The sequence below is a fragment of the Paenibacillus sp. PK3_47 genome, assembly GCF_023520895.1.
GTDB lineage: Bacteria > Bacillota > Bacilli > Paenibacillales > Paenibacillaceae > Paenibacillus_AQ.
In genome coordinates, this window is record NZ_CP026029.1 from 4,642,974 (window position 1) to 4,655,239 (window position 12,266).

A 12,266-nucleotide genomic window follows, 5' to 3' on the forward strand; every position below is an offset into this window, starting at 1 on the left:
TGCAAATGACAAGTTTAGCATACAGAACAGGAGGATCATGAGATGAATTACGGTTATCTGACACTGCCGTCCGCCAGTATCCCGGTATCGCGCGAGGTGGATGTGCTGGTCATTGGCGGCGGTGCAGCAGGTATTGCTGCGGCAGTTGCCGCTGCCGGGGGCGGCGCGAGCACGATGATTGTGGAGCAGAGAGGTTTTCTCGGGGGTATGGGGACCGTTGCGCTCGTTCCCGCTTTCTGTCCTTTTACTGATAAGGAAAAGCCGGTTATCCGGGGTCTGGGCCTTACGCTGATAGAACGGATGAAGCAGGCATGCAATCCGGATTACCGTAAGGAATACGGGGACCAGCTGGACTGGGTTCCGATTGATCCGGAGGTGCTGAAGCGGGTCTATGACGATGCCGTTCTGGAAAGCGGGGTTACACCGCTCTTTCATACCTTTGTGTACGATGTGGTACTGTCGGACGACCGCAGCTCGGTCGAAGGCGTAATCATTGTCAACAAAACAGGCCGTTCCTTCATCCGCTGCCGCTATATCATAGACTGCACCGGCGACGGGGATATTGCCGCTTTGTCCGGTGTTCCCTTCCAGAAAGGCGGGGCGGAAGGCGAGCTTCAGCCTGGCAGCATGTGTTATCTGCTGGCCAATGTGGACCGGCAGAAATTTAACAGGTTCCTGGAAGAGACGGGGGATACCGGCCAGCTGCACCAGACGGTTGCCCGGGCCATGGACGCAGGCGCGCTGCCGGAAGGCCGCAGATCAATCTCCGGCCTGGCCTGGGTAAGCGACTACCTGGTTGGCGTCAACTTCGGTCATGTGTTCGGGGTGGACGGAACCAGCGCCGAGGCATTAACACGCGGCGCCATTGAAGGCCGCCGGACGGCGGGGCGGCAGCTGCAGTTCTTCCGCAGCTATGTGCCGGGGTTTGAGGAGGCCCACATGGTGGCAAGCGGTGAGCAGCTGGGTATCCGCGAAACGCGCCGCATCCAGGGTGATTATATACTGACAGCAGACGACTTTATTGCCGCACGTTCGTTCCCGGATGATATTGCCCGCAATGCGTATTACATCGATATCCATCTCGCGGACAGCAAAAGCCAGATGACCTTCAACCATCTGCCGCCGGGGGTATCCCACGGGGTGCCTTACCGGATTATGCTCCCTGTCGGCATAGACAACCTCTGGGTGGCCGGGCGGTCCGCATCCTCAGACCGGGCCGTCCAGGGTTCTCTGCGTGTTATGCCGAACTGCTTCTCCATGGGGCAGGCTGCCGGAACGGCAGCAGCACTGGCGCTGAAGGAAGGAACGGGATCACGCGGGATTTCCGTTGCTGAGCTCCAGCGGCTTTTGCTGGAACAGGATGTGTGGCTAGGTGAGCATTTTGTGCCGGCTGTGGAGGATAGCGGGGCAAAGGAAGAAGTACCGGAATGAGACCGCTTGATTTAACGGATGAATGGTTCCACGGCGCCGTTTCGCTGGAGCACAGGAAAGAGGGGATCAAGCCCTGGCGTATTCCGTTTGCGGATTATGATCTGTTTCCTCCCGGGGGGATCGGGGGCAAGGCGGAGATTTGCTCGGGGGTACGGTTAGGATTTTTTACTGATTCTGCGGAACTGTTCATTTCATTCGCACCGCTGGCGGAAGCTGCGGTTATGGACTCTATGGTGGACGGAGTGCTGTTCCAGAGCCTCAGACTGCCTGCGGGAGAGACAAGGGCTGATTTCAGGGAACTTCCCGCTGGCGTTAAAGAGCTGGAGATCTATCTGCCGCAAAATACCGGAGTCACTGTAACGGGACTGTTGGTAAATGCTGAAGCGTTTTGTGATCCCTTGCCGGATGCCCGTCCGAAATGGGTCACCTATGGCAGCTCTATCACCCAGTGCGTGGCGGCCGCAAGTCCGTCCCGCACATGGCCGGCCATTGCAGCCGCAGCCTGCGGGTTCAATCTGACCAATCTCGGCTTTTCCGGAAACTGCCATATGGAGCCGATGATCGGGCGGATGATCCGCGGCCTGTCTGCAGACTTCATCTCCATCTGTGCGGGCGTGAATATCTACGGCGCAGCCACGGTAAGCCCGAGAATGTTCAGTCCGCTCCTGATCGGCCTGCTGGAGACTATCCGGGAGGGACACCCGCAGACGCCGCTGCTCGTGATTTCACCAATCTATGGCACAATCCGCGAAACAGAGGAGAATCCCCTTGGCTTTACGCTGCCGCTTATGCGGAGCGGAATCCGTGAGACTGTGGAGCTGCTGCGCAGGAGGGGAGACCGCCATTTATATTATGTAGATGGACTGGACTGGCTGGGGCAGGAGGATGAGGCTCTGCTGACAGACGGACTTCACCCGGGGGCCGAAGGCTATGAGGTAATGGGACGCAGGTTCCCGGAACTGCTTCAGGCTGCAGCCGCTCCATTATAAGAACGAATAGCCATTATCAATTTAAAAAAGGTGCTCCGTCAGCTTGGGAATGAGCTGCAGCCTCGAATAGGGCTGCAGCTCAAAGCCTGCTGTTGAAGCACTTTTTTGCATGTACAGATTAACCTGATATTAGGAGCCGGCAGCCTGGCTACAGCAGAGCCTTAAAAGAGTGGCGGATCACGTCACCCCGGCTGATAATGCCCACCAGTACACGGTTCCGCTCCACGGGGACCTTTTTGATCTGCTTTTTGCCGAGAATGGCAGCGATGCGTTCAATATCTTCATCCCAGGGTACCGTAACCACTTTTCTTTTGGCGATATTCATTACGTTGAGGTTCAGGAGCTTGCGGGTTCTGTCCTCGAACTCATCTTCGTCGCCTTTGATCACATTAACCTGAAAAAAAGAATCGACGATGATATCATCATGTCTGCCGATATAACGCATGATATCCCCGTCACTTAAGTAAGCAACAATCTCGTTCCGGTCATTGATCACAGGCATGCCGCTGATCCGGTGCTCGATGCATTTTTCGATAAAGGTCTGCACGGTGTCATATTCCTTAACCTTATATACCTGTCTGATCATAATCTCGTGAGCTTTCATAAGTTTCCCCCAATAGAAGTTCGCTGGCTTTCCCCTTAACAACTTGTATAATGAAAGTATATGCTTGTATTATACAATTGGATATAATGATGTCAATGCCCATGCGCACAGCGGCAAGTAATATCCGGCATCCCCCGGATTGAGAGAGAGGTAACGAACATCATGAACAAACCCCCGATCGAAATTATAGAATTGGAGATGGCACTGCTCAGCCGCCGCCTGACTTCCATGAGCACCTACAAAAAAATCGGCACACTCGACCATTCCGCCTACCTGCTGCTGAATCAGATTGCTTCGCATGGTTCTGCGGGAGTGAAGGCGCTGTCCGACGAATTTCGTCTCGATATTTCCACCGTCAGCAGACAGGCGGCGGCACTGGAGCAGAAGGGCTATGTCTCCCGGGTTCCCGACCCCAATGACGGCAGGGCCTATACACTGCAAATCTCCAGGCTCGGCCTGGAGACGCTGAACGAGAATGTGAGGCTCCGCAAAGAGCAGCTGGGCAAGGTGCTGGAGGACTGGAGCGGAGAAGAGCGGGAACGTTTCGGGCAGCTGCTGCAGAAGCTCAATGAATCGATTTCTGATAAATTGTGAGCTAACCGTGTTCGTAATTCCAGTGAATACAGCGGACTGCGCCAGTTTCTGGTCGCAAAGATTGGCGGATAGCGCAGGATGATCAGCAGACCTGCATGAACCATTTGACAACAAAATTGGTCTTGGGCTATACTTTCTGTAATCTTATAGTTAGTATACGTTGAAGGAGCGCAGTAGCAGCTTAGTCCCTGTTACAGAAAGCCGGGGGGTGATGGAACCCGGTACATACGAGGGCTGCGAATTACACTTTGGAGTATCTTGGGTAATGCCAAGCGGAGCTAAGCGAACGATAACTCGCTAAGAGTGGTACGGATAGGTCTTTTTATGCTGTCCGTGCAATCCGGGTGGTAACACGGTTAATTCAATCGTCCCTGTGTCTGAATAGACAAGGGGCGATTTTTTGTTGTGTAACCGGCGTTTATCCCTGCTATGGTGCCAATCCTGAGACGTATCTCTAAACCATTCGAAAACTAAAAAAGGGGCTGTACATGTTGAACATTATCGATGAACTGGAGTGGCGCGACGCCATTAACCAGCAGACAGATGCGGAAGGACTGCGGGAATTAACGAATAGTAAGGCGGTTTCGCTGTATTGCGGCGTAGATCCGACCGGGGACAGCATGCATATCGGTCATTTGATTCCTTTTATGATGCTTAGACGCTTCCAATTAGCCGGACACCGTCCGGTGATTCTGATCGGCGGAGCTACCGGAACGATCGGCGATCCAAGCGGACGCCAGAGCGAGCGTTCCCTGCAGACGCTGGAGCAGGTGCAGGAGAATGTTGAAGCGCTGACTGCCCAGATGAAGAAGCTTTTCATTACCGAAGGCGATAACCAGGTACGGCTTGTGAACAACTATGACTGGACGAAGGACATCAATGTTATTGAGTTCCTGCGCGATTTCGGCAAAAACTTCAGCATCAACACGATGCTGGCCAAAGACGTTGTATCCAGCCGGCTGGACAGCGGAATTTCGTTCACCGAGTTCTCCTACCAGATCCTGCAGTCGATCGATTACCTGCATTTGTTCAAGCACGAGGATGTGCAGCTGCAGATCGGCGGTTCCGACCAGTGGGGCAATATTACAAGCGGCCTCGACCTGATCCGTAAAAAAGAAGGCGCTGAAGCCAAAGCCTTCGGCCTCACCATCCCGCTGATGCTTAAAGCAGACGGCACCAAGTTCGGTAAAACTGCAGGCGGCGCGGTATGGCTCGATCCGAAGAAAACCACACCGTACGAGTTCTACCAGTTCTGGGCGAATACCGATGACCGCGACGTGGTGAAATACCTCAAGTACTTCACGTTCCTGAGCAAAGAGGAAATTGAAGCCCTGGAAGAAAAGGTCCGGACTGAGCCGCACAAACGTGAAGCGCAAAAAGCGCTGGCTGAAGAAATGACCCGCTTCGTGCACAGTGAGGAGCTGCTGGAGCAGGCGAAACGCATTACCGCCGCACTGTTCAGCGGGGATATCCGTTCTCTGACTGCCGATGAAATTGAGGAAGGCTTCAAAGAAATGCCAACCTACACGGCAGCTAAAGAATCAAAAAATATCGTGGATTGGCTGGTCGATCTCGGCGTGGAGCCGTCCAAACGCCAGGCGCGTGAAGACATTACCAAAGGTGCAATCTCCATCAACGGCGAGCGTGTCAGTGAGCTGGATGTTGAAATTACTGCCGAGCACGCGATTGGCGGCAAGTTCATCATCATCCGCAAAGGCAAGAAGAACTACAGCCTGGTGAAGCTGGTATAGGCAGCCTGCTGCTGGCCTCTGGCCCATATTGAAACGGATGTAAAAGAAAGGCCATCCCGGCTTAGTTATGATATGCTCCCCATATAGTAGACAGGTGAAATAATAAAAACCTGTTACTGTATGGGGAGCATTTTTATGGAGCGAAAAAACATTGCAGCAGCTGAGAAATTAGCGATTCTTCAGGAAATTAAAGAGGGAGTTATCGGATTAAATGCGGCAGTCGGTAAGTTTGGTGTGTCGAAGAGTTCCATCCAAGAATGGAGACGGCGGTACAAGGCGTACGGCTACCCAGGGTTGGAAACCCGTACCCATAACCGGACCTATTCCGCAGAACTTAAACGAAAGGCCGTGAAGGATGTTCTCGAAGGAGGCTTGTCTCAAACCCAAGTCATTTACAAATATCAAATTGCAAGTCAAACCCAACTCGCGAACTGGATTAAGAAGTATAATGGTCATAGCAAAAGCTTAACCGCAAATTCGGGAGGAACGAAAGCGATGACCAAGGGGCGTTTGACGACATGGCAGGAGCGGATCGACATTGTGCAGTACTGCCTTGCACATCAACTCGATTACACAAAGACGGCAAGTCAATTTAAGGTGTCTTACCCGCAAGTCTACAGTTGGGTGAAGAAGTACCAGAGCGGCGGAGATGACGCTTTAAGGGATGGTAGAGGACGCACCAAGGCGCCGGAAGAGCTAACGGAGGCGGATCGCTACAAGCTTGCCATGAAGAAGCTGGAGTACGAGAATGAGCGGCTCCGTGCGGAGAACGCTTTGTTAAAAAAGTTAGACGAAATCGAAAGGAGGCGACTTTAAGTTCCGTTCGGCAAGAGAACATCTATCTGGCTGTTCAGGCCGTTCAACAAGAGGGATACGGCTCCATTCAGCTACTGTGCGAGCTTGCAGGCATTGCACGGTCAAGTTATTACAAGTGGCTAAGCCGCACACCGAGTCGCCAAGAGAGAGACAATGAGAAGCTAATGCAGGAGATGCTTCTCTTGTATGAACAAGTAGAACGGATCTATGGATACCGCCGACTGGCACTTCATTTACGAAGGCAGATGAACCAACCGATTAATGCGAAACGAGTATACCGTCTCATGAAGCTCCAGGGCATTCAGTCGGTCATTCGCAGAAAGCGAAAGACGTACGCGGGTTCTACCCCTCAGCAGGTTGCAGAGAATTTGCTGAACCGTGAGTTCCATGCTGAAGCGCCGAACCAAAAATGGGTCACAGATGTCACCGAATTCAAATATGGGAGCGGAAAGAAGGCTTATTTGAGCGCTATATTAGACCTGCACGACAAGTCCATTATTTCTTATGTGCTAGGGCATTCTAATAACAACGCACTGGTCTTTGAGACGTTTGAGCTAGCGGTACAAGCTGCCCCCCAAAGTCATCCCCTGCTCCATAGCGACCGCGGGTTTCAGTATACTTCCTTGAAGTTCAAGGAAATGGTAGATAAAGCTGAAATGAAGCAAAGTATGTCCCGTGTAGGCTGCTGTATTGATAATGGACCGATGGAATCTTTCTGGGGGACTCTAAAATGTGAGAAGTACTACCTACATACCTACCGGACTTTTGAAGACCTCCAAAAGGATGTCGAGAACTACATTCACTTTTACAATAATGAACGGTTACAGGCAAAACTAAACGGCCTCAGTCCTATAGAATTCAGGACCAAGGCCGCTTAAAACTCTTTTATTATTTACGCTGTCTACTTGACGGGGTGCAGTTCATTATGAACTGGCGGGATGGCCTTTTTGGTCAGGTCGAGGAGGAAGATGGCGGTTGGTGAACCACGAGAAATGAGCGGGAAAAGTCCCGCTGAATCGGACTGTGGCGGGCAAAAGGGCGGAATGAGCGGGAAAAGTCCCGTTGAATTGGAGTGTGGCGGGCAAAACGGTGGGATGAGCGGGAAAAGTCCCGATGAATTGGAGTGTGGCGGGCAAAACGGAGGAATGAGCGGGAAAAGTCCCGTTGAATCGAACTGTGGCGGGCAAAAGGGTGGGATTAGCGGGAAAAGTCCCGTTGAATTGGAGTGTGGCGGGCCAAAGGGTGGGATTAGCGGGAAAAGTCCCGTTGATTTGGAGTGTGGCGGGCAAAAGGGTGGAATGAGCGGGAAAAGTCCTCTTGATTCTGTCGCATATGGCTGAGCTCACGAATCAAAGGTAGAAGTACCCTTGATTTTTCAAATTCGCGCCAAACGGTCGAAATCAAAGGCACAAAAACCCTTGATTTCCCGTATCCCGGCCAAACGGCCGGAATCAAAGGCAGAAATACCCTTGATTTCGCGAATCTCGGCCAAACGCACGAAATCAAAAGCACAAATACCCTTGATTTCCCGAATCCCGGCCAAACGGCCGGAATCAAAGGCACAAAAACCCTTGATTTCCCGTATCCGGGCCAAACGGCCGGAATCAAAAGCACAAATACCCTTGATTTCCCGAATCCGGGCCAAACGGCCGGAATCAAAGGCACAAAAACCCTTGATTCCCCGTATCCGGGCCAAACGGTCGAAATCAAAGGCACAAAAACCCTTGATTTCCCGAATCCGGGCCAAACGGTCGAAATCAAAGGCACAAATACCCTTGGTTTCGCGAATCCCGGCCAAACGGCCGGAATCAAAGGCACAAATACCCTTAATTTCGCGTATCCCGGCCAAACGGCCGGAATCAAAAGCACAAATACCCTTGGTTTCGCGAATCTATGCCAGACAGCCGGAATCAAAGGCACAAATACCCTTGATTGTCCGGTTTTATCCCACCGACGCCCGCCCAAGTCCAGACAGCCCTGAGCCATAGAGCAGCTGCACCCGCGCTAATCAACAAAAAGAGGCGCAACTTCATCCATTATGTAGAAGTTGCGCCCTTTTACCGTTACAGAATTAATGTTACTCAGAGAAACGTTACAGCATGTAGTGACGGTGATCAAGTATGTTACTTTACTGCGGTGCGCACCTAAGCTGCTAAGTACTCTTAGAAATGTTACTCTATTTTAAGTGTACTAAATAAATGTTACTCTTCACTAACTGTGCTAGCCAAATGTTACTTTGCCAGACTAGGTTTACTGTGTATTAATCCATTGCCTAGTATTTACATTATTCCATTTGCCTAATATGAGCTTTATTCCACCGCCGCCGAAACTTCCTCAACCATGGCCTCCACAGACAGCAGGCCGCCGCCGGACAGGTACCAGTAGCTCGGATCGAGGTAGACAATTTTGCCGTTCTTGTATGCATTCGTGCCTTTGACCAGATCATTTTCGATCAGTTCCTTGGAAGCCGGCTCTCCGGTGCTTACGGCAGCGCCGCGGTCAATGACGAACAGATAATCCGGGTTCTTCTCGGCTACATACTCGAAGGATACGCTTTGGCCGTGAGTAGTGGCTTCAATATTCTCATCAGCCTGCTTGAAGCCGAAGACATCATGGATAATGCCGAAGCGGGAGCCGGAGCCGTAAGCGCTGATGTTGCCGTCGTTGGCCAGAATGATCAGCGCATTTTTGCCTTCAGCGGTTACCTTATCGTTCAGCGTTTGAATGGAAGCAGACACGTTGTCGAGTTCAGTGGTCACTTCCGTTTCCTTGCCAAAAATGTCACCCAGAATCTTTGCGTTCTCCTGATAGGATTCCATATAGCGCTCCGTATCTACACCCATGAATACGGTAGGTCCGATCTTGGACAATTCTTCATAATAATCAGACTGTCTGCCGGAAATAAGGATCAGATCCGGCTGCAGCTCGCTGATCTGCTCCAGATCCGGCTCCTTCAGACCGCCGACGTTGGCATAATCGGCACTTTCATATTTGCTAAGGTATGGCGGAATATTGGCCTGCGGAACACCGGCTACCGCTACACCGAGCTTATCCAGGGAATCCAGTACGCCGAAGTCGAAGACCACGACCGTTTGCGGGTTTTTCTTGACTGTGGTTTCCCCGAGCTCATGCTTGATCGTCAATTCCGCCGCTTCAGCAGGAGCTTCGGCAGCCTCACTAGCCTCTGCAGCTTCCGGAGAAGCCGCAGCCGCTTCAACCACTGCTTCTGCACTGTTGTTGCCGGTAGCACCGTTTGAATTTGTACCGCATGCAGCCAGGAGTATACTCATCATCAGGATTAGCGCTAATCCGAAAAATCTGTTTTTCATTGGAACCCCCACCTTTATATTTAGAGATAAGTTAATAAGCGCCGGCGAAATAAACGCCGATTTTGTTGCCTCCGATAACTTCAACAGGAATTTCCATATCGTAGATGTCACGCAGGACATCCTGGTTGATCATTTCCGCTGCGCTGCCTTCCCTCACCACCTTCCCGTGCTTTAGCGCAACAATGCGGTCAGAGTAGCAGGAAGCGAAATTGATGTCATGCAGCACAATAATTACAGTTTTGCCAAGTTCATCGGCCAGTCTCCGCAGCACCTTCATAATCTGCACGGAATGCTTCATATCCAGATTGTTCAGCGGCTCGTCCAGCAGGACATAATCCGTATTCTGCGCGACCGTCATGGCGATGAAAGCACGCTGGCACTGGCCGCCGCTGAGCTGGTCGAGGTATTTATCCTGCAGCTCGTCCAGCTCCAGATAGAAAATGGCTTTGTCGATCTCCTCCCGGTCAGAGGCCGTAAGCCGCCCTTTGGAGTAGGGATACCGGCCGAAGCTGACCAGCTCCCGGACCGTCAGCCGTACGCCAATGGCGTTGGACTGCTTCAGAATCGAGATTTTGGTCGCCAGCTCCCCGCTGTTCCATGCCCCGACCTCGCGCCCGTCAATCAGCACCTCTCCGGCATCTTTGGCGTTCAAGCGGCTGATCACTGACAGCAGCGTGCTTTTTCCTGCTCCGTTCGGGCCGATGAAGCTGGTAACCTGGCCCTTGCGGATGGTGAGCGATATGCCCTCAATCACAGGCTTGCCGCCGTAGCTTTTGGATACATTTTTTACTTCAATCATAGTTTGTTCTCCCTTAACAACAGGTACAGGAAATAGCTTCCTCCGGCAAAATTGACAATGACGCTGATCGTGGTCGAAAAGGTAAAGACACGTTCCACAAGCAGCTGGCCGCCGATTAATGCAGCGATGCTGATGAGAATGGATGAGGTAAGCAGGGACCGGTGACGGTAGGTTACCATCAGCTGATAAGCCACGTTGACGACCAGCAGGCCAAGGAACGTAATCGGTCCGACGAGTGCGGTCGACAGGGAGACGAGCACGGCGGCAACGGCCAGCAGTCTTTTGATAATAGCGTCATAGGCTACACCGAGATTAACCGCATGATCCCGCCCGAGGGACAGCACGTCCAGAATCCCCAGGAACCGCAGCCCGTACAGCAGCACTGCAATCATTACGCCAAAAGCAAGCGGCAGCAGGTCTATGTTGACGTTGTTGAAGCTGGCGAACATTTTGCCCTGCAGAATCAGGAATTCACTCGGATCAATCAGCACCTGCATAAAAGTCGACAGGCTTCCGAACAGCGTGCCCAGCACCAGCCCGACCAGCAGAAGAAAGTAGAGATGCCGCCCCTCGCGTTTGAACATCAGCCGGTACAGCAGTGCCACGAACACCAGCATACAGGCTGTAGAGAGCAGAAAGTTCAGTTCTGCATTTCTCACGAGTACACTCGTAGAGCCGAAAACGAACATAATGAACGTCTGGAACAGCAGATACAATGAATCCAGACCGATAATGCTCGGTGTCAGAATCCGATTGTTCGTTACTGTCTGGAAGACAAGTGTGGAATAAGCAATGGCCGCGCCCGTAATGGCAATAGCAGCAACTTTGTACAGACGGCGGGGGAACACATAGTCCCACTCCCCGATCAGGCCGGTGAACAGGAACAGCGCGATCAGCGCAAGACATAAGAGGGACAGCAGGCTGATTTTGACCGTATTATTCATAGACCTTTCTCCTCAAAAGCAGATACAGAAAGATACCGCTGCCGATGACGCCGACGGTCAGGCCGATCGGTATTTCATAGGGATAAATGACGACCCGCCCGAGAATATCGCAGGCCAGGATGAAGACGGCACCCAGCAGTGCGGTGTGGCTCAGGCTCTTCTTCAGATGGTCGCCGCGGACCAGTGTGACCAGATTCGGAATAATGAGTCCGAGAAAAGGAATCGTTCCGACCGTAATAATAACGACTACGGACACCAGTGAGACGATGATCAGCCCGATGTTGACTACCTGCCTGTAATTCAGTCCCAGGCCGACGGCGAATTCCTCGCCCATACCGGAAATCGTGAATTTATCAGCATATATGTATGCAACTATAACAAGCGGAATACTGAGGTATAACAGCTCATAACGCCCTGTCATGACAAGGGAGAAGTTCCCCTGCAGCCAGGAGGAAATATTCTGGATCAGATCATGCTTGTAGGCAAAAAAGGTAGTCACCGAGCTGATAATATTCCCGAACATCAGGCCCACCAAAGGGATGAAAATCGCATCCTTCAGCTTGATCCGGTCAAGCAGCTTCATGAACAGGAAGGTGCCGGCAAGCGCGAATACGAAGGCAATCAGCATTTTCTGCATCGGAGCGGCATTACCGAACATCAGCATGGAGACAAGAATGCCGAGTCTTGCCGAATCATCGGTCCCGCCTGTGGTCGGCGACACGAATTTGTTGCGGCTGAGCTGCTGCATCATAAGGCCCACGATGCTCATGCTAACACCCGCGATAATCAGGCTGATCAAGCGGGGCAGACGGCTGATCAGCAGCACCTGCCGCTGGCTCTCGTCAAGGGAGAACAGGTCCAGCGGACTAAGATCCCGGGCTCCAATGAACAGAGAGACTGCAGAGAGCAGGAGCAGCACAGCCGCCAGAACTCTTTTGCGGAACAGGCTGGAAACGGGGGTCACCTCGCTCTCATTTCTCATTGATAATCATTATCACAACTTCTATTG

At 52.1% G+C, this 12,266-nt stretch carries 11 protein-coding genes and 1 other annotated feature; of the genes, 5 read left to right on the forward strand and 6 right to left on the reverse strand.

What is annotated here, in order from left to right; all coding sequences use genetic code 11:
- Positions 1–42: 42 nt before the first annotated feature.
- Positions 43–1,431, forward strand: a complete 1,389-nt coding sequence (locus C2I18_RS20275; RefSeq protein WP_249897544.1) for an FAD-dependent oxidoreductase — start codon at positions 43–45, stop codon at positions 1,429–1,431.
- Positions 1,428–2,420 (forward strand): SGNH/GDSL hydrolase family protein, encoded by a 993-nt coding sequence (locus C2I18_RS20280; RefSeq protein WP_249897545.1) that lies wholly within the window; start codon positions 1,428–1,430, stop codon positions 2,418–2,420. The genes C2I18_RS20275 and C2I18_RS20280 overlap by 4 nt, the downstream gene beginning before the upstream one ends.
- Positions 2,421–2,568: 148 nt before the next feature.
- Here C2I18_RS20280 and C2I18_RS20285 read toward each other — a convergent pair whose 3' ends face one another.
- Positions 2,569–3,024, reverse strand: a complete 456-nt coding sequence (locus C2I18_RS20285) for a CBS domain-containing protein (RefSeq protein WP_249897546.1) — start codon at positions 3,022–3,024, stop codon at positions 2,569–2,571.
- Between the two features lie 162 nt (positions 3,025–3,186).
- Between C2I18_RS20285 and C2I18_RS20290 the strand changes: the two genes are divergently transcribed.
- The 3 genes from C2I18_RS20290 (at position 3,187) to C2I18_RS29850 (ending at position 7,063) form a co-directional block, all read left to right on the forward strand.
- Complete coding sequence (locus C2I18_RS20290; RefSeq protein ID WP_249897547.1) at positions 3,187–3,618, forward strand: MarR family winged helix-turn-helix transcriptional regulator; 432 nt, start codon at positions 3,187–3,189, stop codon at positions 3,616–3,618.
- Between the two features lie 151 nt (positions 3,619–3,769).
- Positions 3,770–3,994: a binding site (T-box leader), on the forward strand.
- Positions 3,995–4,109: 115 nt separating this feature from the next.
- Positions 4,110–5,369 carry a tyrosine--tRNA ligase gene (gene tyrS / locus C2I18_RS20295; protein WP_249902182.1) on the forward strand — a complete coding sequence of 420 codons (1,260 nt, stop codon included), beginning with the start codon at positions 4,110–4,112 and terminating at the stop codon, positions 5,367–5,369.
- 135 nt (positions 5,370–5,504) lie between these two features.
- A protein-coding gene (locus C2I18_RS29850; protein ID WP_481857813.1) for an IS3 family transposase occupies positions 5,505–7,063 on the forward strand; the annotation gives its coding sequence in 2 pieces (ribosomal slippage) (positions 5,505–6,138 and positions 6,138–7,063; 1,560 coding nt in all).
- 497 nt (positions 7,064–7,560) lie between these two features.
- Here the strand turns inward: C2I18_RS29850 and C2I18_RS20310 are convergent.
- The 5 genes from C2I18_RS20310 to C2I18_RS20330 all read right to left on the reverse strand — a co-directional run bounded on the left by C2I18_RS20310 (position 7,561) and on the right by C2I18_RS20330 (position 12,239).
- Positions 7,561–8,034, reverse strand: a complete 474-nt coding sequence (locus C2I18_RS20310; protein ID WP_249897548.1) for a hypothetical protein — start codon at positions 8,032–8,034, stop codon at positions 7,561–7,563.
- A 460-nt stretch (positions 8,035–8,494) separates the two neighbouring features.
- Entirely contained in the window at positions 8,495–9,514 is a 1,020-nt protein-coding gene (locus tag C2I18_RS20315) for a siderophore ABC transporter substrate-binding protein (RefSeq protein WP_249897549.1), read from the reverse strand.
- 31 nt (positions 9,515–9,545) lie between these two features.
- On the reverse strand, positions 9,546–10,313 hold the full coding sequence (locus C2I18_RS20320) for an iron ABC transporter ATP-binding protein (protein ID WP_249897550.1): 768 nt from the start codon (positions 10,311–10,313) through the stop codon (positions 9,546–9,548).
- Positions 10,310–11,257, reverse strand: coding sequence for an iron chelate uptake ABC transporter family permease subunit (locus C2I18_RS20325; RefSeq protein ID WP_249897551.1), 948 nt, complete (start codon positions 11,255–11,257; stop codon positions 10,310–10,312). The genes C2I18_RS20320 and C2I18_RS20325 overlap by 4 nt, the downstream gene beginning before the upstream one ends.
- Positions 11,250–12,239, reverse strand: coding sequence for an ABC transporter permease (locus C2I18_RS20330; RefSeq protein WP_249897552.1), 990 nt, complete (start codon positions 12,237–12,239; stop codon positions 11,250–11,252). Before C2I18_RS20330 ends, C2I18_RS20325 begins: the two co-directional genes overlap by 8 nt.
- Between the last annotated feature and the right edge of the window lie 27 nt (positions 12,240–12,266).

What these genes read in the sequence shown, in the direction of transcription:
- C2I18_RS20320 (WP_249897550.1), bottom strand. Translation starts at nt 10,313, where the DNA reads ATGATTGAAGTAAAAAATGTATCCAAAAGCTACGGCGGCAAGCCTGTG.
- C2I18_RS20325 (WP_249897551.1), bottom strand. Translation starts at nt 11,257, where the DNA reads ATGAATAATACGGTCAAAATCAGCCTGCTGTCCCTCTTATGTCTTGCG.
- C2I18_RS20315 (WP_249897549.1), bottom strand. Translation starts at nt 9,514, where the DNA reads ATGAAAAACAGATTTTTCGGATTAGCGCTAATCCTGATGATGAGTATA.
- C2I18_RS20285 (WP_249897546.1), bottom strand. Translation starts at nt 3,024, where the DNA reads ATGAAAGCTCACGAGATTATGATCAGACAGGTATATAAGGTTAAGGAA.
- C2I18_RS20330 (WP_249897552.1), bottom strand. Translation starts at nt 12,239, where the DNA reads ATGAGAAATGAGAGCGAGGTGACCCCCGTTTCCAGCCTGTTCCGCAAA.
- C2I18_RS20290 (WP_249897547.1), top strand. Translation starts at nt 3,187, where the DNA reads ATGAACAAACCCCCGATCGAAATTATAGAATTGGAGATGGCACTGCTC.
- C2I18_RS20275 (WP_249897544.1), top strand. Translation starts at nt 43, where the DNA reads ATGAATTACGGTTATCTGACACTGCCGTCCGCCAGTATCCCGGTATCG.
- C2I18_RS20280 (WP_249897545.1), top strand. Translation starts at nt 1,428, where the DNA reads ATGAGACCGCTTGATTTAACGGATGAATGGTTCCACGGCGCCGTTTCG.